The organism is Streptomyces sp. NPDC005931, assembly GCF_042871235.1.
Classification (GTDB): Bacteria; Actinomycetota; Actinomycetes; order Streptomycetales; family Streptomycetaceae; genus Streptomyces.
In genome coordinates, this window is record NZ_JBIAIG010000004.1 from 46943 (window position 1) to 67754 (window position 20812).

The 20812-nt window shown below is 71.5% G+C and carries 22 protein-coding genes; 16 read left to right on the forward strand and 6 right to left on the reverse strand.

Annotated features, from left to right (window positions below; genetic code table 11):
• Positions 1 to 3 precede the first annotated feature (3 nt).
• The 3 genes from ACFYOV_RS11250 to ACFYOV_RS11260 all read left to right on the forward strand — a co-directional run bounded on the left by ACFYOV_RS11250 (position 4) and on the right by ACFYOV_RS11260 (position 3408).
• Positions 4 to 1737, forward strand: coding sequence for a cytochrome c biogenesis protein ResB (locus ACFYOV_RS11250; RefSeq protein WP_389085779.1), 1734 nt, complete (start codon positions 4 to 6; stop codon positions 1735 to 1737).
• Complete coding sequence (ccsB, locus tag ACFYOV_RS11255) at positions 1734 to 2843, forward strand: c-type cytochrome biogenesis protein CcsB (RefSeq protein ID WP_389085781.1); 1110 nt, start codon at positions 1734 to 1736, stop codon at positions 2841 to 2843. The genes ACFYOV_RS11250 and ccsB overlap by 4 nt, the downstream gene beginning before the upstream one ends.
• A 166-nt stretch (positions 2844 to 3009) precedes the next feature.
• Positions 3010 to 3408 carry an SRPBCC domain-containing protein gene (locus ACFYOV_RS11260; protein ID WP_389085784.1) on the forward strand — a complete coding sequence of 133 codons (399 nt, stop codon included), beginning with the start codon at positions 3010 to 3012 and terminating at the stop codon, positions 3406 to 3408.
• A 266-nt stretch (positions 3409 to 3674) separates the two neighbouring features.
• On the opposite strand, the gene ACFYOV_RS11265 is transcribed toward ACFYOV_RS11260, so the two are convergent.
• Positions 3675 to 4007 carry a PLD nuclease N-terminal domain-containing protein gene (locus ACFYOV_RS11265; protein WP_389085786.1) on the reverse strand — a complete coding sequence of 111 codons (333 nt, stop codon included), beginning with the start codon at positions 4005 to 4007 and terminating at the stop codon, positions 3675 to 3677.
• 86 nt (positions 4008 to 4093) lie between these two features.
• On the opposite strand from ACFYOV_RS11265, the gene ACFYOV_RS11270 reads away from it, so the two are divergent.
• From ACFYOV_RS11270 to ACFYOV_RS11320, 11 genes are all read left to right on the forward strand, one after another.
• Positions 4094 to 5545, forward strand: coding sequence for a menaquinone biosynthesis decarboxylase (locus tag ACFYOV_RS11270; RefSeq protein WP_389085789.1), 1452 nt, complete (start codon positions 4094 to 4096; stop codon positions 5543 to 5545).
• The gene (mqnP, locus tag ACFYOV_RS11275; protein WP_389085791.1) at positions 5542 to 6447 is read left to right on the forward strand and encodes a menaquinone biosynthesis prenyltransferase MqnP; all 906 of its coding nucleotides are present in this window, start codon (positions 5542 to 5544) and stop codon (positions 6445 to 6447) included. Before ACFYOV_RS11270 ends, mqnP begins: the two co-directional genes overlap by 4 nt.
• A gap of 134 nt (positions 6448 to 6581) precedes the next feature.
• Positions 6582 to 7256 (forward strand): UbiX family flavin prenyltransferase, encoded by a 675-nt coding sequence (locus ACFYOV_RS11280; RefSeq protein ID WP_389085794.1) that lies wholly within the window; start codon positions 6582 to 6584, stop codon positions 7254 to 7256.
• Positions 7257 to 7344: 88 nt separating this feature from the next.
• Complete coding sequence (locus ACFYOV_RS11285) at positions 7345 to 7800, forward strand: Lrp/AsnC family transcriptional regulator (protein WP_389085796.1); 456 nt, start codon at positions 7345 to 7347, stop codon at positions 7798 to 7800.
• A gap of 50 nt (positions 7801 to 7850) precedes the next feature.
• Positions 7851 to 9014 carry an aminofutalosine synthase MqnE gene (mqnE, locus tag ACFYOV_RS11290; protein WP_389085799.1) on the forward strand — a complete coding sequence of 388 codons (1164 nt, stop codon included), beginning with the start codon at positions 7851 to 7853 and terminating at the stop codon, positions 9012 to 9014.
• Between the two features lie 49 nt (positions 9015 to 9063).
• Positions 9064 to 9714, forward strand: coding sequence for a UdgX family uracil-DNA binding protein (locus tag ACFYOV_RS11295; protein WP_389085801.1), 651 nt, complete (start codon positions 9064 to 9066; stop codon positions 9712 to 9714).
• Positions 9715 to 9730: 16 nt separating this feature from the next.
• Positions 9731 to 10255 (forward strand): GNAT family N-acetyltransferase, encoded by a 525-nt coding sequence (locus tag ACFYOV_RS11300; RefSeq protein ID WP_389085804.1) that lies wholly within the window; start codon positions 9731 to 9733, stop codon positions 10253 to 10255.
• 96 nt (positions 10256 to 10351) lie between these two features.
• Complete coding sequence (locus ACFYOV_RS11305) at positions 10352 to 10666, forward strand: DUF4229 domain-containing protein (RefSeq protein ID WP_389085806.1); 315 nt, start codon at positions 10352 to 10354, stop codon at positions 10664 to 10666.
• A 164-nt stretch (positions 10667 to 10830) separates the two neighbouring features.
• Positions 10831 to 10917: a putative leader peptide gene (locus tag ACFYOV_RS11310; protein ID WP_389087031.1), complete on the forward strand. Its 87-nt coding sequence runs from the start codon at positions 10831 to 10833 to the stop codon at positions 10915 to 10917.
• A 55-nt stretch (positions 10918 to 10972) separates the two neighbouring features.
• Positions 10973 to 12292: a dicarboxylate/amino acid:cation symporter gene (locus ACFYOV_RS11315; protein ID WP_389085809.1), complete on the forward strand. Its 1320-nt coding sequence runs from the start codon at positions 10973 to 10975 to the stop codon at positions 12290 to 12292.
• A gap of 174 nt (positions 12293 to 12466) precedes the next feature.
• Positions 12467 to 13126: a TetR/AcrR family transcriptional regulator gene (locus tag ACFYOV_RS11320; RefSeq protein WP_389085811.1), complete on the forward strand. Its 660-nt coding sequence runs from the start codon at positions 12467 to 12469 to the stop codon at positions 13124 to 13126.
• A gap of 164 nt (positions 13127 to 13290) precedes the next feature.
• Here the strand turns inward: ACFYOV_RS11320 and ACFYOV_RS11325 are convergent, their stop codons facing one another.
• Together ACFYOV_RS11325 and ACFYOV_RS11330 are read right to left on the reverse strand one after the other, a co-directional pair.
• Positions 13291 to 14145 carry a MaoC family dehydratase gene (locus ACFYOV_RS11325; protein ID WP_389085814.1) on the reverse strand — a complete coding sequence of 285 codons (855 nt, stop codon included), beginning with the start codon at positions 14143 to 14145 and terminating at the stop codon, positions 13291 to 13293.
• 5 nt (positions 14146 to 14150) lie between these two features.
• Positions 14151 to 15458, reverse strand: a complete 1308-nt coding sequence (locus ACFYOV_RS11330) for a 3-oxoacyl-ACP reductase (RefSeq protein WP_389085816.1) — start codon at positions 15456 to 15458, stop codon at positions 14151 to 14153.
• A 78-nt stretch (positions 15459 to 15536) separates the two neighbouring features.
• Between ACFYOV_RS11330 and ACFYOV_RS11335 the strand changes: the two genes are divergently transcribed.
• Positions 15537 to 16829: an acetyl-CoA C-acetyltransferase gene (locus ACFYOV_RS11335; RefSeq protein ID WP_389085819.1), complete on the forward strand. Its 1293-nt coding sequence runs from the start codon at positions 15537 to 15539 to the stop codon at positions 16827 to 16829.
• A gap of 176 nt (positions 16830 to 17005) precedes the next feature.
• Positions 17006 to 18967, forward strand: coding sequence for an AMP-dependent synthetase/ligase (locus tag ACFYOV_RS11340; protein WP_389085821.1), 1962 nt, complete (start codon positions 17006 to 17008; stop codon positions 18965 to 18967).
• Between the two features lie 76 nt (positions 18968 to 19043).
• Here ACFYOV_RS11340 and ACFYOV_RS11345 read toward each other — a convergent pair whose 3' ends face one another.
• The 3 genes from ACFYOV_RS11345 to ACFYOV_RS11355 are packed head-to-tail and all read right to left on the reverse strand — an operon-like array spanning position 19044 to position 20807.
• A complete protein-coding gene (locus tag ACFYOV_RS11345) occupies positions 19044 to 19766 on the reverse strand; it encodes an NUDIX domain-containing protein (RefSeq protein ID WP_389085823.1) in 723 nt (240 codons plus the stop codon).
• Positions 19759 to 19947, reverse strand: coding sequence for a DUF397 domain-containing protein (locus ACFYOV_RS11350; protein WP_389085825.1), 189 nt, complete (start codon positions 19945 to 19947; stop codon positions 19759 to 19761). The genes ACFYOV_RS11345 and ACFYOV_RS11350 overlap by 8 nt, the downstream gene beginning before the upstream one ends.
• A complete protein-coding gene (locus ACFYOV_RS11355; protein ID WP_389085827.1) occupies positions 19944 to 20807 on the reverse strand; it encodes a helix-turn-helix domain-containing protein in 864 nt (287 codons plus the stop codon). The genes ACFYOV_RS11350 and ACFYOV_RS11355 overlap by 4 nt, the downstream gene beginning before the upstream one ends.
• Positions 20808 to 20812: the final 5 nt, after the last annotated feature.

Sequence of the window (20812 nt, forward strand, 5' to 3'; positions counted from 1 at the left end):
CCGATGAGCAAGACGACGACCGACGAGACGCCGAGGGCCGGTGACGACCAGGACCTCGGCGCCGCGGCCTCCCAGCTGTCCACCGCCCCCACCGAGGACTCGCCCACCCTGCCCTCCCTGGGCGTCATCGGCTGGGCCCGCTGGTTCTGGCGGCAGCTGACCTCCATGCGGGTCGCGCTGCTGTTGCTCCTGCTGCTGTCGCTCGGCGCGATCCCCGGCTCGCTCATCCCGCAGACCGGGATCGACGAGACCAAGGTCGCCGACTTCCGCGAGAGGCACGACGTCCTCGCGCCGATCTACGACAAGCTCGGCCTGTTCAACGTCTACAGCTCGGTGTGGTTCTCGGCGATCTACATCCTGCTGTTCGTCTCCCTCATCGGCTGCATCGTGCCCCGCACCTGGCAGTTCGTGGGCCAGCTGCGCGGACGCCCACCGGGCGCCCCGAAGCGGCTGACCCGGCTGCCGGCCCACACCACCTGGCGCACCGGGGCCGAGCCCGAGGAGGTCCGCGAGGCCGCGCTGGCCCTGCTGAAGCAGCGCCGCTTCCGTGCCCACGTCGTGGGGGACGCGGTCGCCGCCGAGAAGGGCTATCTGCGTGAGGTCGGCAACCTCGTCTTCCACATCGCGTTGATCGTGATGCTGGTCGCCTTCGGCTGGGGCCAGCTGTTCAAGTCCGAGGGCAACAAGCTGATCGTCGAGGGCGACGGCTTCTCCAACACGCTCACGCAGTACGACGACTTCAAGTCCGGCAACCTCTTCACCACCGACGACCTGGAGCCGTTCAGCTTCGACCTGAAGGACTTCACCGGCACCTACGAGCGCACGGGCCCGAACAAGGGCACCCCGCGCCTCTACCAGGCCGACGTCACCTACACGGAGGGCGCCGACGGCGCGGAGCGGACGACCAGGATCAAGGTCAACGAGCCGCTGGAGATCGGCGACGCCAAGGTCTACCTGGTCAGCCACGGCTACGCGCCCGTCGTGACCGTCCGCGACGGCAAGGGCGAGATCGTCCACCAGGACGCCGTGCCGCTGCTCCCGCTCGACGCCAACGTCACCTCCTCCGGCGTCGTCAAGGTCCTCGACGGCTACCGCAACCCCGAGGGCAGGAAGGAGCAGCTCGGCTTCAACGCCTTCTTCGTGCCCACCTTCGGCGGCTCGGCCAGCGGCACGATGCTCTCCCAGTTCCCGGCGCTGAACTATCCGGTGCTCGCGCTGTCCGCCTACCACGGTGACCTGAAGGCCGACTCCGGCATTCCGCAGAGCGTGTACCAGATGGACAAGAGCAAGATGAAGGAGTTCAAGGACGACAAGGGCGAGCTGTTCAAGCAGCTGCTGATGCCCGGCGAGACCATGAAGCTCCCGAACGGCGCCGGCTCGGTCACCTTCGAGAAGGACATCAAGGAGTGGGCCGGCTTCCAGGTCGTCCAGGAGCCGGGCGGCGGCTGGGCCCTCGGCGGTGCCGTCGCCGCGATCGGCGGTCTGGCCGGCTCTCTGTTCATCCAGCGCCGCCGCGTGTGGGTGCGCGCGGTCCGCGGCGCCGACGGTGTCACCGTCGTGGAGATGGCCGGGCTCGGCCGCAGCGAGTCGGCGAAGGTGCCCGAGGAACTGGGCGACCTGGCCGGCACCCTCTACGCACACGCACCCGGTGTCCCGGCCCCGGACGACGCCGGCCCCGGACCCTCCGATCCCACCGACCCTCAAGCCGTACCTGCCGAAGGGGCTGAGCAGCAGTGACCCTCGCCGCCGCGACCAACGAGAACCTCGCGGAGATCAGCAACCTCCTGATCTACTCCGCGATGGCGGTCTACACCCTCGCCTTCTTCGCGTACATCGCCGAATGGCTCTTCGGCAGCCGCAGCAAGGTCGCCCGCACCGCCGCCGCGCTCACCCCCGGCGGGCAGGCGAGGAACGCACCCACCGTCACGGTGCGCAAGGCCGGCGGCACCGCCGTCCTGGAGCGGCCGAAGGTGGTCGTGCGCGCCGCGAGCGGATCGCGGGACGTGCCCGACGGCCCCGGGGCGCACGGCGGGGACGAGCAGGGCGACCTCTACGGCCGGATCGCGATCTCCCTCACCGTGCTCGCCTTCCTGCTCGCGTTCGGCGGGGTGCTGACCCGCGCGCTGTCCGTGCAGCGGGCGCCGTGGGGCAACATGTACGAGTTCAACATCACCTTCTCCACCACGGCCGTCGGCGTGTACCTCCTGCTGCTGGCGCTGAGGAAGAACGTGCGCTGGCTCGGCCTGTTCCTGACCACGTCGGTCCTGCTCGACCTCGGCCTCGCCGTCACGGTCCTGTACACCGAGAGCGACCAGCTGGTCCCGGCGCTCCACTCGTACTGGCTGTACATCCACGTCTCCACCGCGATCCTGTGCGGCGCGGTCTTCTACGTCGGCGCGGTCGGCGCGATCCTGTACCTCTTCAAGGACTCCTACGAGAACAAGCTGGCCACCGGCGGCAAGCCCGGCAGCTTCGCCACGTCCGTCATGGAGCGGCTGCCCGCCTCCGCCTCGCTGGACAAGTTCGCCTACCGGGTCAACGCGGCCGTCTTCCCGCTCTGGACGTTCACGATCATCGCGGGCGCGATCTGGGCGGGCGACGCCTGGGGCCGCTACTGGGGCTGGGACCCCAAGGAGGTCTGGTCCTTCATCACCTGGGTCGCCTACGCCTGCTACCTGCACGCCCGCGCCACCGCCGGCTGGAAGGGCCGCAAGGCCGCCTACCTGGCCCTCCTCGCCTTCGGCTGCTGGCTCTTCAACTACTACGGCGTGAACATCTTCGTCTCCGGCAAGCACTCCTACGCCGACGTCGGCCTGGGCGTGCTCCGGGCCACCGGCCTCTGATCCCGTCGCCACCGAGGCCGGTTCCCTGTGACCCAGGTCATAGGGAACCGGCCTTCGTCGTACGGACGGGTGTGAGGCGGGGGTACTGCGCCGGGCGCTGGTGGGCAGCGCCGGGCAGCGGCCGCAACCGCGTGCGAAAGGTTCCCGGCGGGGTCAGGCTGGTGTCATGGCCGGTTCCATCGAGCAGGGCACCAGTCAGACCCACGGGAACACGCACATCCTGCACTTCCTGGTCCGGCTGCCGCGGCCCATGGCCGGGGTGTGGCCCGCGCTCGCCACACCGGAGGGTCTCGCGGGCTGGTTCACCCCCGCACCGGTGCTGGAACCGCGGCTCGGCGGCGAGGTCACCCTGGAAGGGCTCGGCAGCGGGCAGGTCACCGCCTGGGACGTGGACCGGGTCGCCGAGTACACGGTGGACGGCGGACGGATCAGATTCCACCTGGAACGCGACGGCGAGGACGGCTCCGCCCTGCGCTTCACCCACGAGTTCCAGGGCGAGGAGGAGACGGAACAGCGCTGGCGGATCCGCTTCGAGCGCCTGATCGCGCTGCTGGAGAGCGCCTGACGCCACCGCAGCCCGGACCGCGGCCCGCGGCGCCGGGGACGCAGCCGCGCGCGGACCGTGCCCGATTCCGCCCGAGGTCGCCCGACAGCGCCCTGGGCCGCCCGTCGTCGTCCCGCGGCCCGCGCAGGGCGATGCCCCGGGGCCTTCCGCGGCCTCGGCCGGTCATACCGCGCGGGCGGCAGCCGGCCCCCGGGAACGGTCGGGGGCGTCGCACCCGTACGGACGGAGCCCGGCCTTCTCGGAGGTGACGAGAAGCCGCGGCCCCCTCACTCGCCCCGGTCCCGCTTGTCCTTGTCCTTGTCCGGGTCGTCGTCCCGGTCGTCGTTCAGCGACTTGAGGAACTCGGGGTTGTCGTCCGGGGCCACCCACTGCTGCCGCCCGCCCCGGCTCCGGGCGGAACCGGCGCCACCGCCCGCCGGGTGCCGCTTCTTGCCGGCGATGATCCACGAGATCGAGCCGACCAGCGGGAACAGCAGCACGAGGATCGCCCACAGTGGCTTGGGGATGTGACGGATGTCCTCGTCCTGCGTACTGATGCAGTCGATGAACGCGTACACGCTCAGTGCCAGTGGCACGAGGAACATCAGCACCCGGAGCATGGGGCTCTCCAGACAGAGGATCGGCGGGGACCCGGCGCGGCCCCCAGGTACAGGGCCAGGGTAGCCGCTCGGGGATACTTGACCCCATGGCTTATGACGATCTTCGCTCCCTGCTCAGGGCGCTGGAGCGCGAGGGCGACCTCAAGCGCATCAAGGCCGAGGTCGACCCGTATCTGGAGGTCGGTGAGATCGTCGACCGGGTCCAGAAGGCCGGCGGTCCCGCGCTGCTCTTCGAGAACGTGCGCGGCGCGAGCATGCCCCTCGCCATGAACGTGTACGGCACCGACCGCCGCCTGCTGAAGGCCCTCGGTCTGAAGTCGTACGCGGAGATCTCCGAGAAGATCGGCGGCCTGCTCAGGCCCGAGCTGCCGCACGGCTTCGTCGGCGTGCGCGAGGCCTTCGGAAAGCTCGGCGCGATGACGCACGTCCCGCCGAAGAAGGTGAAGGACGCGCCCGTGCACGAGGTCGTCCTGCGCGGCGACGACGTGGACCTCGAGCAGCTCCCGGCGCTGTTCACCTGGCCCAAGGACGGCGGCTCCTTCTTCAACCTGGGTCTGACCCACACCAAGGACCCCGAGACCGGGATCCGCAACCTCGGCCTGTACCGCCTCCAGCGCCACGACAAGCGCACCATCGGCATGCACTGGCAGATCCACAAGGACAGCCGCAACCACTACCAGGTCGCCGCGCGCCGCGGCGAGAAGCTGCCCGTCGCCATCGCCTTCGGCTGCCCGCCCGCCGTGACCTACGCCTCCACCGCCCCGCTGCCCGGCGACATCGACGAGTACCTCTTCGCCGGGTTCGTGCAGGGCAAGCGGATCGAGATGGTCGACTGCAAGACGGTCCCGCTCCAGGTCCCGGCGCAGGCGGAGGTCGTCCTGGAGGGCTGGCTGGAGCCCGGCGAGATGCTTCCCGAGGGCCCGTTCGGCGACCACACCGGCTTCTACACCCCGCAGGAGCCCTTCCCCGCCCTGCGGATCGACTGCGTGACGATGCGGAGGCGCCCGCTGCTCCAGTCGATCGTCGTCGGCCGTCCGCCGACCGAGGACGGCCCGCTCGGCCGCGCGACGGAACGCTTCTTCCTGCCCCTGCTCAAGATCATCGTCCCGGACATCGTGGACTACCACCTCCCCGAGTCCGGCGGCTTCCACAACTGCGCGATCGTCTCGATCGACAAGAAGTACCCCAAGCACGCGCAGAAGGTCATGCACGCCATCTGGGGCGCCCACATGATGTCGCTGACCAAGCTGATCGTCGTCGTCGACGCCGACTGCGACGTGCACGACCTGCACGAGGTCTCCTGGCGGGCGCTCGGCAACACCGACTACGCGCGCGACCTCACCGTCGTCGAGGGCCCCGTCGACCACCTCGACCACGCCTCGTACCAGCAGTTCTGGGGCGGCAAGGCGGGCATCGACGCGACGAGGAAGTGGCCCGAGGAGGGGTACACGCGCGACGGCGGCTGGCCCGACATGGTCGAGTCCGACCCGGAGACGGCCGCTCTGGTCGACCGCCGCTGGAAGGAGTACGGCCTGTGACCTCGGCCTCCGCCGCGCTGCCCCGGCAGCCCGGACGCACGAAGGCGTTCCTGCGCCTGGTGATGATCGAGCACTCGGTGTTCGCGCTGCCCTTCGCCTACATCGCCTCCCTCACCGCGATGTTCGCGTGGGACAGGAACATCCACTGGGGCAAGCTGCTGCTGGTCACGCTGGCGATGGTCGGCCTGCGCACCTTCGCGATGGCCGCCAACCGGATCATCGACCGCGAGATCGACGCCCGTAACCCGCGCACCGCCCAGCGCGAGCTGGTCACCGGCGCGATGTCGGTGAAGCACGCCTGGACCGGCGCGCTGATCGCCCTGGCCGTGTTCCTGGCCGCGGCGGCCCTGCTCAACCCGCTGTGCCTGGCGCTCGCCCCCGTCGCGGTGATCCCGATGGTGGTGTATCCGTACGGCAAGCGGTTCACCGACTTCCCGCAGGCCATCCTGGGTCTGGCCCAGGCCATGGGACCGGTCGGCGGGTGGCTGGCCGTCACCGGCGCCTGGTCCTGGGAGGCGGTCGTCCTGGGCCTCGCGGTCGGCATCTGGATCGGCGGCTTCGACCTGATCTACGCCTGCCAGGACGTCGACGCCGACCGCGCGGCCGGCGTCAAGTCCGTCCCGGCCCGGTTCGGCATCCCGGCCGCGGTCCGGGCCGCCCGCGCCTGCCACGCGGTGACGACGGCCCTGTTCGCCTGGTACGCCGTCCTCACCGGCGCCGGCGCCTTCTTCTGGCTGGGCCTGCTGATCGTCGCGGGCGCCTTCGTCTACGAGCACTCCATCGTCCGGCCGCACGACCTCTCCCGGCTGAACAGGGCGTTCTTCAGCGTCAACGGCTTCATCGGCATCGCCCTGTTCGTGTGCGCGCTCCTCGACCTGCTGGTGCGCGGGCTGACGGTGTAGGTGCCGTGCGGGCGCGCTGCGGAGTTCGCCGCCGGCCCGTGGAGGCACCCCCCGACGACGCGGCGCGCGGATCCTGACGGCGTGCGGGGGTTCCTGAGCGCGGGCGGCACCCCGCACGCCGGTAGGCTCGAGTTGTGAACGCAGGAGAATCGCAGCGCAAGCCTTGGATCGTGGGGGTGTCCGGCGCGTCCGGGACTCCCTACGCAGCCGCTGTGCTGCGTGCGCTTCTGGCGGCGGGGGAGAGCGTCGACCTCGTCGTCAGCCGGGCCTCGCGGCTGACCCTGCTGGACGAGACCGGCATCTCCTTCCGGGACGCCCACTGGCGTGACGACCTGCGCCAATGGCTGTCCCGGGGAGCCGACGGAAAGCCGGACACCTTCTCCGTGGACCTCGAGGACGTCCGGTACTGGGCGGCAGGCGACCTGGCGGCCGGGCCCTCCTCGGGCTCGTACCCGAGCAAGGGCATGCTGATCGTGCCCGCCTCCACGGCCTGCGTGGCCGGGGTGGCGCTCGGGCTGTCCAAGGACCTGTTGCAGCGGGCGGCGAGCGTGACCCTGAAGGAGGGGCGCACACTGGTCGTGGCCGTGCGGGAGACCCCGCTGAACGGCCAGACGCTGCGGCACCTGGTCGCCCTCGACGACGCGGGCGCGGCCGTGGTGCCCGCTTCGCCGGCCTTCTACGCGGGCGCGACGCACATCCAGGACCTGGTGGACTTCGTCGCCGGACGCGTACTCGACGCGGCCGGCGTCCGGCACCGGCTCTACCGCCGCTGGGAGGGCGAACTCGGCGGCGGATCCCGCACCACCTGAGCGGGCCCGGCACCACTCACTACGTCTCCGGCCCCCCTCACTACGCTTCAGGAACTTTCAGACCTCTTCAGCGGAAGGCTTCGATCGCATGGACGCGGTGGACAGGCAGCTCATCCAGGCCCTGAGGGAGAACGGCCGGGCCTCCTACGCGGAGCTGGGGCGCCTCGTCGGCCTGTCGGGACCCAGTGTCACCGACCGCATCAACCGGCTGGAGGCGGCCGGTGTCATCACCGGCTACCGCGCCACCGTGGACGCCGCCTCGCTCGGCCTCGGCGTCACCGCCCTGATCGGCATCTCGCTGTCCGACGCGGCCGACCACGAGGACGTGGCCCAGCGGCTGCGGGACCTGAAGGAGATCGAGGACTGCTGGTTCATCGCCGGCGACGACTCCTTCATGCTCAAGGTGCGGGCCACCGATGTGGACGGACTGGAGAAGATCATCCGTCGGCTGTCCGGCACCAAGGGCGTCTCCCGCACCCGCACCACCATCGTGCTCTCCACCAAGTGGGAGAACCGCGTCGGTGAGCTGCCCGAAGAGGTCTGAGACCGCGGGCGTACGGTTGACGGAGTCTGTCTCAGAAAAGGGGTAACCGCATGGACGTCGGGCTCAAGCGCGAGCTGGAGGAGAAGGTGCGGGCGGGCGTGCGCCTGACCCGCGAGGACGGCATCGCGCTGTACGAGTCGGACGACCTGGCGTGGCTCGGCGGGCTGGCGCACGAGGTGCGCACGAGGCTCAACGGCGACGTCGTCCACTTCAACGTCAACCGTCACCTCAACATGACGAACGTGTGCACCGCCTCCTGCGCCTACTGCTCCTTCCAGCGCAAGCCGGGGGAGAAGGACGCGTACACGATGCGCATCGAGGAGGCGGTGAAGCTCGCCAAGGCGATGGAGTCGGAGAATCTGACCGAGCTGCACATCGTCAACGGCCTGCACCCGAACCTGCCGTGGCGCTACTACCCGCGGTCCCTGCGCGAGCTGAAGGCCGCCCTGCCGGGCGTCTCCCTCAAGGCGTTCACCGCCACCGAGATCCACCACTTCGAGACCATCTCCGGGCTCGGCGCGAGCGAGATCCTGGACGAGCTGATCGACGCGGGCCTGGAGTCCCTCACCGGCGGCGGCGCCGAGATCTTCGACTGGGAGGTGCGGCAGCACATCGTCGACCACCGCACCCACTGGGAGGACTGGTCGCGCATCCACCGGCTGGCGCACGAGAAGGGGCTGAAGACCCCGTGCACCATGCTCTACGGCCACATCGAGGAGCCGCGCCACCGCGTGGACCACGTGCTAAGGCTGCGTGAACTGCAGGACGAGACCGGTGGTTTCCACGTCTTCATCCCGCTGCGCTACCAGCACGACTTCGTGGACATGAAGGACGGCAAGGTGCGCAACCGGCTCCAGGCACGCACGCAGATGGCCACCGGCGCGGAGGCGCTGAAGACCTTCGCCGTCTCCCGGCTGCTGTTCGACAACGTGCCGCACGTCAAGGTCTTCTGGGTCATGCACGGCGTGCAGACCGCCCAGCTCGCGCTCCAGCACGGCGCGGACGACATGGACGGCTCGGTCGTCGAGTACAAGATCACTCACGACGCGGACAACTACGGCACCCCGGACAAGCTGACCCGCGAGGACCTGCTCGACCTGATCCGCGACGCCGGTTTCCGCCCGGTGGAGCGCAACACCCGCTACGAGATCATCCGCGAGTACGACGGCCCGGACCCGGCCCGCAGGGAGTCCCCGCAGCCGATGCGGGTCTGAAGCTCCGGCGTCGGCGTGACGCCCGCCGGGGACCGGGTACCCGGGGTCCATGGCCGTGACCGAGGCACCCGAGGACGCGTACACCGCCGAGCCGTTCGTCCCGGACGGCGCCGGCCTGGACGAGCTGCGCCGGGCCGCCGCCGGCTGCCGGGGCTGCCCGCTGCACCGGGACGCCACGCAGACCGTGTTCGGCGCCGGGGCGGCCGACGCGCGGGTGATGCTCGTCGGGGAGCAGCCCGGTGACCAGGAGGACCGCCAAGGCCGACCGTTCGTCGGACCGGCCGGGCGGCTGCTCGACCGGGCGCTGAGCGAGGCGGGCATCGATCCGGGCGAGGCGTACGTCACCAACGCGGTGAAGCACTTCAAGTTCACGCAGGCCGAGCCCCGCAAGCGCCGCATCCACAAGGCGCCCGTCCTGCGCGAGATGACCGCGTGCGGGCCGTGGCTCGCCGCCGAGCTGGCCGTCGTGGAGCCGGAGCTGATCGTCGTCCTCGGGGCGACCGCCGGGAAGGCGCTGCTCGGCTCGTCGTTCCGGGTCACCCAGGTGCGCGGCACGGTGCTGGAGGAGGAGATCCACGGCCGCCCCGAGCGGCTGGTGCCCACCGTGCACCCCTCGGCGGTGCTGCGGGCCGACGACCGCGACGGGGCGTACCGGGGGCTGGTGACGGACCTGAAGGTGGCGGCGCAAGCACTGGGGTAAGGGCTAGGATCCGTCCATGCCCATTACCTTTACCCTCGACCCCGCCGTGACCCCGGAGCTGCGCGACGGCATCCTCGACCTGTGGGCCGACGTCACCGAAGCGGGCGGAGCCGTCGGCTTCGTGCCGCCCGTGACGCGCGAGCAGATCCGTCCGGAGCTGGTGCGGCAGTTCGTGGCGATGGCCGAGGAGCGCTCCCGCCTGCTCGTCGGGCACGACGACGGCGGCCGGGTCGCCGCGACGGCGTTCCTGACCTTCAACACCCACCGGCTGATGACGCACTGGCTGTGGCTGTACACGGTGATGGTCCACCCTCGTCACCAGGGCAAGGGGTACGGGCGCGAGCTGCTCGCCGCCGCCGAGAAGGCCGCCCGCGGCCTCGACGGCATCGAGGCGATACGCCTCAGCTGCCGCGGCGGTCTCGGCCTGGAGCGCTTCTACGCCTCCTGCGGTTACCGGGAGGTCGGCCGGGTGCCCGGCGCGATCCGCGTCGCCCCGGGCGACGAGCGCGACGACGTGGCCATGATGCTCCCGCTGACCTGAGGGCCGCACCCCGCTGAAAGATCCGGCACCGGTCGTGCTTCACTGGACGGTGTCCGTTTGGGACGTTCCGACCGTACGCACGGAAGAGTGGATGGGATGCTCCGCTACACACTGATGCGCCTCGGCATCTTCGTGGGCTGCCTCGTGGTCGTCTGGGGTCTCGTCTACTCCGGCATCGCCCCGCGCGGCCTCGGCGACTCCAACGGGCTGTGGATCATCCTGCTCGCCCTGCTTCTCTCCGCACCGATCAGCTTCGTCGTGCTGCGCAAGGAGCGGGACCGCGCCTCCGAGCGCATCGTGCAGCGCGTGGACCGGGTGAAGGCCAACCTGGAGGCCAACCGCAACCAGGAGGACGTCGCCGACGACGCCACCCGCACGAGCGGACAGCAGGCGCAGGGCCAGAGCTCGTAAGGTCCGTCACACGCACGCAGGACGTACGGCACCCCGGTTTCCGAAACCCCCGGAAACCGGGGCGTTTTGCGTTTTGAGGGTCGATAACGATTCCCGCCTCTCAAAGTGAGGCTTTGAGGGCCTCAAAGTTCAGGTGTTAAGGTCGACGGGTGAAGTCAGCAGCCGTGTTCCCCACGCCCCGGAGAGTTCCGCTCGTGGCGCGCCTGCACGTGGACCTCTGCCGGGTCACCGCCGCGAACTGTCGTCCCTGACGTCCCGCCCCACCCGAGTCCACGTCACCTTCCGCACGCGTCCCCTTTACGGAGCATGTCCGTGTCCACGAACACGAAGCCCTCTCGGCTGCCCTTCAGGGCACCCTTCTGGGCCCAGATACTCGCCGGCCTCGTCCTGGGCGTCCTGCTCGGCTGGCTCGCCCGCAGCCAGGACGTCTCCTGGCTCGTCACCACCCTGGAGAAGATCGGCGCCACCTTCGTCGGCCTGCTCAAGCTCGCCGTCGCACCCCTGGTGTTCTTCGCGATCCTCGTCTCCATCACCAACCTGCGGAAGGTGAACAACGCGGCCCGCCTGGCCTCGCGCACCCTCCTCTGGTTCATGATCACCTCGCTGATCGCGGTGGCGATCGGCCTCGTCATCGGCCTGGTCACCAACCCGGGCGCGGGCACCGGCCTCACCCCGGCCGACGGGCAGAAGCCCGAGACCACCGGCTCCTGGATCGACTTCCTCACCGGCATCGTGCCCACCGACGTGATCACGCCGTTCACCGAGCTGAACGTGCTCCAGATCGTCTTCATGGCCGCCGTCGCCGGCATCGCCGCCCTCCAGCTCGGCGAGAAGGCCCAGCCGATACTCACCCTCAGCGAGTCCGTCCTGGAGCTCCTCCAGAAGGCCCTGTGGTGGGTCATCCGCCTCGCCCCCCTGGGCACCGTCGGCCTGATCGGCAACGCCATCGCCACCTACGGCTGGGACCTGATCGGCAAGTACGCCACCTTCACCGCCGACATCTACGTCGGCTGCCTGATCGTCCTGTTCGGCGTCTACCCGGCGCTGCTCGCCACCGTGGCCAGGGCCAACCCGCTCCCGTTCTTCAAGGGCGCCTGGCCCGCGATCCAGCTGGCCTTCGTCTCCCGCTCCTCGGTCGGCACCATGCCGCTGACCCAGAAGGTCACCGAGCGCCTGGGCGTGCCGCGCGAGTACGCGTCCTTCGCCGTGCCGTTCGGCGCGACCACGAAGATGGACGGCTGCGCCGCGATCTACCCCGCCATCGCCGCGATCTTCGTCGCGCAGATCTTCGACGTCCAGCTCGGCGTCGGTGACTACCTGCTGATCGCATTCGTCTCGGTGGTCGGCTCCGCCGCCACGGCCGGCCTCACCGGCGCCACGGTCATGCTGACCCTCACCCTGTCCACCCTCGGCCTGCCCATGGAGGGCGTGGGTCTGCTGCTGGCGATCGACCCGATCCTGGACATGATCCGCACGGCCACGAACGTCGCCGGACAAGCCCTGGTGCCGGTCCTCGTCTCCGCACGTGAGGGCCTGCTCGACCGTGAGGCGTACGACACCGTCCACGCCTCCCCCGTCGACGACCTCCCGGCCGACGAGCCCCGGCCGGTGGCAGCCGCGGCCTGATCCTGCCCGCTCGCGGCACGAGGGGCGCCCCCGGCACACTACCGAAGGTAACCGTGCCGGGCGGCGCCCCTCGCCTTCGCCCCGGCCGTGGTGAGGAAGTGCGGCAGGGGAGTGACGGTGGCCGCCGGGGGAACGACAACCGCCGCCGGGCGGGCGGACCGTACGCTGTGTGCCATGGGTGCCGTGAAGACCAAGCGGATGCCGCGTGCGGTCCGTGAACAGCAGATGCTGGACGCCGCCGTACGGACCTTCGGCCGACGCGGCTACATGGCCGCGTCGATGGACGAGATCGCCGAACTGGCGGGTGTGTCCAAGCCGTTGGTCTACCTGTACCTCAACTCCAAGGAAGACCTCTTCACCGCCTGCATCCGCCGTGAGGCCGAGGCCCTCACCGAGGCCGTGCGGGCGGGAGCCCGGTCCGGTCTGCCCGCGGACCGCCAACTCTGGTCCGGGCTCACCGCGTTCTTCACGCACACGGCGCGTCATCCGGACGGCTGGTCGGTGCTGCACCTCCAGGCCCGTACGCACGGCGAGGCCTTCGCCGCCGAAGTCACCGTGATGCGCGAGGAGATCGTCGCGTTGGTGACCCGGCTCATCCTCGACGCCGCGCGCGAGGCCCACCGGAACCCCGACCTCCCCGAGACCGAGGTCGCCGGGCTCGCCGAGGCGCTGGTCGGCGCGGCCGAGTCCCTCGCCGACTGGGCCAACTCCACCCCCGGCGTCACGGCACGTCAGGCGGCGGCGACCCTGATGAACTTCGCCTGGGCCGGACTGGGCGACCTGATGGCGGGGCACCGCTGGTCACCGCCGGACGATGACAGGGGCGGTGCGTAGCGCCGGTGGGTCGTGCGTGAGGGCCCGGACGCGCCGGTGGTTCGCGGGTGCCGGTCCGCACGCCGCTGCGGCTCACGCCTGGCGGTGCGGAGGCGCCGATGGTTCGTGCGTGAGGGTCCGGCGCTCCCGGTGGCTCGCGTCCCGCGGCCGGGCGCGCCGGCGGCTCACGCGCGGCGCACGTCCCCGGTGAGGTGGACCCTGCCGTCCGGGGCGCGCAGTTCGAAGCGTGGGCCCTCGGCCGCGTACGTCACCGTGCCCGGCAGCAGCACCGGCGCCCTGAAGTCCGCCCGCACCACCACCGCGTCGGGAGTGCCGTGTTCGGCCAGGCAGCGGGCCACGGTCCACATGCCGTGCGCGATCGCGCGGGGGAAGCCGAAGAGACGGGCGGTGAGCGGGTGCAGGTGGATGGGGTTGCGGTCGCCGGAGGCGGCACCGTAGCGCCGCCCGGCGTCGGCCGCCAGACGCCACTCGGCGACGGCCGGCAGGGGGTCGGTCCGGCTCTCCTCCGGGCGCGGGCCGGGCACGTCCGCGGTCCTGTGCCGGGCCAGGTACGTGCTGCGCGACTCCCACACGACGGCACCGCCCGCCGTCCGCAGTTCGGTGACCACGGTGGCCTCCGTGCCGCGCCGGTGCGGGATCAACCCCTCCACGTACACCGTGAGTTCGTAGTCGCCGGTGGCCGTGAGGGTCCGGTGCCGGGTGATGCGGAGCGACGTGTGGACCAGGCCGAGCAGCGGCAGCGGGAAGTCCCGCCCGCTCATCAACCGCATGGCCGCGGGAAAGCCCAGCACGTGCGGATACGTCACCGGCAGCGCGTCCGCCCCGGTCGGGAAGCCGCACACCCGCTCGTACGCCGCCAGCCGGGCGAGGTCGACCCGCAGACCGGGCAGCACCAGCCGGGTGCGCGGAGGAACGGCGTCGGGGCGGAGCCGCTTGAAGGGGGAGAGCAGGACGCCGCGGGCGAGCAGCGGCGCGAGGGCGGGGAGCGAGGCCAGCCGTACGGTCGGCGCGGACGTCATCGTTATCACGCTCCCAGCATGCTCTGGCCGCAGACGCGGACGACCTGCCCGTTGACCGCGCCCGAGGCCGGGTGCGCGAGCCAGGCGGTGGTCTCGGCGACGTCGGCCGGCAGCCCGCCCTGGGCGAGGGAGTTCATCCGGCGCCCCGCCTCCCGGATGAGCAGGGGGACGGCCGCCGTCATCCGGGTCTCGATGAAGCCCGGTGCGACCGCGTTCACCGTGACCCCGTGCCCGGCGAGCGCCCGCGGCGCGAGGGAGCGGACCAGACCGGTGATGCCGGCCTTGCTCGCCCCGTAGTTGGTCTGGCCGGTGTTCCCGGCGATCCCCGCGATGGAGGCCGTGGCGACGATCCGGCCGCCCGGCTTCAGGGTCCCGGCGGAGAGCAGCGCGTCGGTGGTGCGCAGCACGCTCCCCAGGTTCACGTCCAGCACCGCGTGCCACAGGTCGGCGGGCATGTTGGCCAACCGCCGGTCACGGGTGACGCCGGCGTTGTGGACCAGCACGTCGAGGCCGTCGGGGAGGGCCTCGGCGATGCGGGCGGCCGCGTCGGCGGCGGTGATGTCGAGCGGGAGCGCGGTGCCGCCGAGCCGTTCGGCGACGTGCCGGGCGTCCTGCTCGGCCCGCGGCACGTCCAGGACGACGACCCGGGCGCCCTCGCGGGCCAGTGTCCCGGCGACCGCCTCGCCGATGCCGCGCGCCGCGCCGGTCACCAGGGCGGTGCGTCCGGCGAGGGGGCGGTTCCAGTCGTCGGGGGCGGTGGCGTCCTGGCCGCCGGTCGCGATCACCTGGCCGCTGACGTAGGCCGACCTGGGGGAGAGCAGGAAGCGCAGGGTGGACTCGGCGGCGCGGGCGTCGGTGAGGCGGACGAGGTTGGCGGTCCTGCCCCCGCCGATCTCCTTGCCGAGGGAGCGGGTGAAGCCCTCCAACGCCTGCTGGGCGGCGGCCTGGTGGTGGTCCGCGGGGTCGAGCGGGGCGCCGAGCACGACGACCCGGCCGCCGGTGGCGACGGACCGTACGACGGGATGCAGTGCCGCGTGCACCCCGGCGAGTCCGTCCACGTCCCGGACGCCGGTGGCGTCCAGCACGACGGCGGCCGGCCGGCCCGTGTCGTCCGGGCCGAGCCCCGTACGGGCGAGGACGGGGGCGAGGCGGACGAGGGCCGATGCGCCCGCGGTGAGATGGAGCAGACCGCCTTCCAGGTCCGGCCGCTCGGGTGACCAGCGCTTCAGGACCGCGGGCCGGGGCAGGCCCAGGCGCCGGGTCAGGAAGCGGCCGGGCGCGGTGCCGGTGAAGCTCAGACAGCGGTCGGCCATGTGCGACTCCCAACGGGGCTTACTCTGGAGTAAGGTTACCGGAGGTAAGCCTATGTCACCGGTGAGGAGCAGGTCGAGATGAGCCCCCTGGAAGCGAAGCCGGCCGCCGTGCGGCGGGTGGCGGTCGTCGGCGGCAGCCGCATCCCCTTCGCCCGCTCCGACGGCCCCTACGCCACCGCCTCCAACCAGGAGATGCTCACCGCCGCGCTGAACGGCCTCGTCGAGCGGTACGGCCTCCGGGCTCCGGGCACCGTCGGGGAGTTCGTCGCCGGTGCCGTACTCAAGCACAGCCGGGACTTCAACCTCGCCCGCGAGACGGTGCTCGGCTCGGCGCTGGACGCCCGCACTCCCGCGTACGACATCCAGCAGGCCTGCGGAACCGGTCTCCAGGCGGTGATCGCCGCCGCCAACAAGATCGCCCTGGGCCAGACCGAGGCGGCGATCGCGGGCGGCGCCGACACGGCGAGCGACGCACCCCTGGGCGTCAACGACGCCTTGCGCAAGGTGCTGTTGGAGGCCCGCAGGGCGACGTCGCCCGGTGCCCGGCTCAGGGCCCTGGCGAAGCTGCGCCCCGGTCACCTCGTCCCCGACATCCCGCGCAACGCCGAGCCGCGCACCGGCCTGTCCATGGGCGAGCACGCCGCCGTCACCGCCCGCGCCTGGGACATCACCCGCGAGGCGCAGGACGAGCTGGCCGCGGCCAGTCACCAGCGGCTGGCGGCGGCGTACGAACGCGGCTTCTTCCAGGACCTGGTGACGCCCTTCCGCGGACTGGCCCGCGACCAGAACCTCCGCCCCGGTTCCACGGTGGAGAAACTGGCCGCGGTGAAGCCGGTGTTCGGGCTCGATCACCCCAACCCAACCATGACGGCGGCCAATTCGACCCCGCTGACCGATGGTGCGGCCCTGGTCCTGCTCGCGAGCGAGGAGTGGGCGCGGGCGCGCGGCCTGGCGCCGCTTGCCTACCTGACGGCGTACGAGACGGCCGCCGTGGACTTCGTGACCGGGGACGTGGCGGGCGGCGAGGACGGTCTGCTGATGGCACCGGCGTACGCGGTCCCGCGCATGCTGGAGCGGGCCGGGCTCGGCATGGAGGACTTCGACCTGGTCGAAGTGCACGAGGCGTTCGCCTCCCAGGTCCTCGCCACGCTCGCGGCCTGGGAGAAGCGGGGCCTGGCGCCCGTGGACCGCAAGCGGCTGAACGTGGCCGGCTCGTCCCTGGCCACCGGACACCCCTTCGCCGCGACCGGCGCCCGCATCGTGGCGACGCTGGCCGCACTCCTCGCCGAACGGGACGCGCCGGCACGGGGACTGATCTCCGTGTGCGCGGCGGGCGACCAGGGCGTGACGGCGATCCTGGAACGAACGTGAGTGACCCTCGCGTACCCCCCGACACTGCACGTCCCCGGCTCCGGATCATCCCCGAACCCGCACGAACCCCCCACGCGGGAGCCGTACGATTCCCGGTCTGAACCGGCGGTAACCCCCCTCCCGGGCACCTCGGGAGCCCCACCGGTGAGCGCCTCGGAGTGCGAGGCACGTACGTCATGGCAGCAAGCAGTCCCCGCTGCACGCCACAGGAGCCGCCCGTGTCCACCGCCTTCACCTCCCCCGCCCTCGGCGACCCCTACGGCGCGCCCGTCCTGGTCGAGCCCGAGACCAGGCGGCTGGACGGCGTCGTACGGGAGGCGTCCGTACCGCCGTTCGCGAAGCCGGTGCGCCACGGCTCGCTCGCCGACCTGCCGTTCGAGAACGCCAGTACGGTGCCGGACGACGTGGTCCTCAGCCGCCGCATGGGCGACGGACGGTGGGCGGACATGACGGCGGTGCAGTTCGCCGACGAGGTACGGGCGGTGGCGAAGGGCCTGATCGCCGAGGGCCTGGTGCCGGGCGACCGGATCGCCGTCATGGCCCGCACGATCTACGAGTGGACGCTGCTCGACTTCGCCGCCTGGGCCGCCGGGCTGGTCACCGTGCCCGTCTACCCGACCTCGTCGGTCTACCAGGCCCGCTGGATCCTGCACGACTCGGGCGCGGTCGCCCTGGTCACGGAGACCACCGGTCAGGCCGCCGCACTCGGCCCCGAACTCGGGCACCTGCCCGACCTGCGGCACGTGTGGATCGTCGAGAAGGGCCACGTCGAGCGGCTCGGGGGAGCCGGCGCACACGTGTCCGACCAGGAGGTGGAGGTGCGCCGGGGTGTACTGGGGCCCGACAGCCTCGCCACCCTCGTCTACACCTCGGGCACCACGGGCCGCCCCAAGGGGTGTGCCCTCACCCACGGCAACTTCTTCGCCCAGGTGGACAACGCGATCGAACTGCTCTACCCGGTCTTCAGATCGCGCACGCGCGAGGAGGCGTCGGTCCTCCTGTTCCTCCCCATGTCCCACGTCTTCGGCCGCATGGTGGCCGTCGCCTGCGTCCGCGCACGGGTACGCCTCGGCCACACCCCCAGCCTCAGGCCCGATGACCTGCTCCCGGACCTGGCGAGCTTCCGGCCCACCTGCCTGCTGGCCATCCCGTACATGCTGGAGAAGGTCTTCAACAGCGCCCGGGCGAAGGCGGAGTCGGCCGGACGGGTCGCGACCTTCGACCGCGCGGCGACCGTGGCCCGCCGCTACGGCGAGGCCCTCGAGGCGCAGCGGGGCGGCACCGGCTCCGGCCCGTCCCCTTCCCTGAAGACCGCCCGCGCCTTCTACGACCCGCTGGTCTACCGGCGGCTGCGCAACGCCATGGGCGGCCGCGTCCGCTACGCCATCTGCGGCGGCTCCCCGCTCGGCCGGCGCCTGGCCGCGTTCTACGCCGGTGCGGGCATCGAGGTCTTCGAGGGCTACGGCCTGACCGAGACGACCGGCGCGACCACGGTGACGCCCCCGCTCCGGCCCCGCCTGGGCACGGTGGGCTGGCCGCTGCCCGGCACGCGGATCCGCATCGCGGCGGACGGCGAGATCCTCGTCGCGGGCGAGCACGTGCTGCGCGGCTACTGGGACCCGCAGGCCGGCGGAGTCGTCCCCGCGGCACCCGACGGCTGGCTGGCCACCGGGGACATCGGCGAGCTGGACGACGAGGGGTATCTGACCATCACCGGCCGCAAGAAGGAACTGATCATCACCGCGGGCGGCAAGAGCGTGGCCCCGGCCCCACTGGAGAACTGGCTGCGCTCGCACCCCCTGATCTCCCAGGTCATGGTCCTGGGGGACAACCGCCCCTACGTCTCCGCGCTGATCACCCTGGACCCCGCCGGCATCACCCACTGGCGCCGGATGAACGGCAAGCACCCGGTGCCGCCGGAGTTCCTCGCCGACGACGAGGAGGTGCGCGCGATCATCCAGCGTGCCATCGACGACGCCAACAAGATGGTCTCCCGCCCGGAGTCGATCCGCGGCTTCACCGTCCTCCCCGTGGACTTCACGGAGGAGGCGGGCCATCTGACTCCGTCGATGAAACTCCGCAGGGAAACGATCCTGCGGGACTTCGCGGGCGAGGTGGAGGCGATGTACGGGGACTGAGATGTACGGGAGAGAGGTACGCGACTGAGACGTGCGGCGATTGAGACGTGCGGCGACTGAGGGCCCTCGGCAGCCCTCAATCTTGCCCGGCCCACTTGCGGAGCACGGCCTCCAGGTAGTCCACCCGGGACCCGGCCGCGGGCCCGTCGAGCTCCTCCGCCGACCGGACCAGGGAGACCCGCTCGAACTCGGCGACCCGCCCCGCGGCCTCCTCGGCCGCCACCAGCGCGTCGAACCGTGCCCGTACGTCCGCCTCCGCCCGGGGAGGGGCGAGGAACAGCACCCCCAGGCTCCCGTTCGCGCCCCGGGTGAGGTGCCACAACGACAGCTCACCGGGCGCCGTGCCGATCCCGGTCTCCTCGGCCAGCTCCCGCGCCGCATGACGCCGCAGCGTACGGGTGTCCAACGGCTCCCCGGCGTCGACGGGCGGCTCGGCGGACCCACCCGGCAACTGCCAGCGCCCGGGAGAGGCCGTCCAGGAGGCCATCTGCCCGACCACCAGCCGCCCGTCCTCGGCCGGCTGCACCACGGAGACGAACAACGAGGGCACCCGCGGCGCACCCGGAACCCGACGCAGCATGCGGTACCGGTACGACGCCCGCACCCACGAGACGACCACCTCCCCGGACGCCTCGCGCCTGACCCCGGCGCACCCCACCGCCGGTCCGTCGAACAGCCCGGGACTGTCCCGCACGGCCTCGTCCCACAGCCGGTCCATGGCCCTTCGCTGCCCCACCGACAACACCGGCGGCTCCACCTCCACGAAGGTGAGCCGAGCAGCGTCCGGAACCTCAGCCAACGGCCACTTCCCCGGCGAGGAAGCCCGCCCAGGCGGCGGGGGAGAGGGTGAGATGCGGACCCGCGGGCTGCTTGGAGTCGCGGACGTGAACGGCGTGAGGAGACAGGGCGACTTCGAGGCATTCGCCGCCCTCACCGCCACTGTGGCTGGACTTGAACCAGTCGAGTTCCCGAGCGCTCATAGTTCCTCCAACTTCCTCTCGATCAGGGCCCGTGACTCCATCGGAGCGAGTGCCATGGCCCGCATGACTCCATAACGGTCGCTGATCTTCCGGACCTCTTCCCCGTCGGTGATCAACCGGGGATACCCCTGGATCTCCGTGTACGCCACCTGCGGGTGCTTGCTCGGGGTCAGCAGGTTGAACGAGCCGTCCATGTTGGGGTGCTGCGCCGTCTTCGTAGGCATCACCTGGATCTCCACGTTCCGCATGTTCCCTACGGACAGCAGCCGCCGCAACTGGTGCGCGTGTACTGCCGAGCCGCCGACGGGTCGGTCCAGGACCACTTCCTCCAAAACGTAACTGCACGCGGGCGCAGGCCACTTGTCGAACAACTGCTGACGCGCCAACCGGTCGGCCACCCGCCTCTCGATGGTCTCCTCGTCCATCAGCGGTCGCCGACGAGTGAACACCGCCCGGGCGTAATCCTCCGTCTGCAACAGCCCGGGCACCCCCTGGTTCGCGTAGAAGTGCAGCTCGACCGCCTCCGCCTCCAACGCCGCGTAACTCCGGTACCACTCCGGATGCCGGGTCCGCGCCTTCTTCATCGCCTCCCGGACCTCCGGCACCGCGGCCCGCAACAGCCCACCCGCGCCCAGGAGCTCGTCCGCCTTCTCGAGAAGCTCGGGCCGGGGCACCCGTACCCCGCGCTCCATCGCGGACACCGCGTCCGGCCCGTACCCCACCCGCTGCCCGAACTCCTTCTGCGTCAGCCCCGACCGCTCCCGCAGCAGCTTGAGCATCTTGCCCAGTGCGCTGAACAGCTCCGTCGTGCCCTCCGCCTCCGCAGGCGTCTCCGGCCTGCGCTCCCGGGTCTCCGTCACGTACG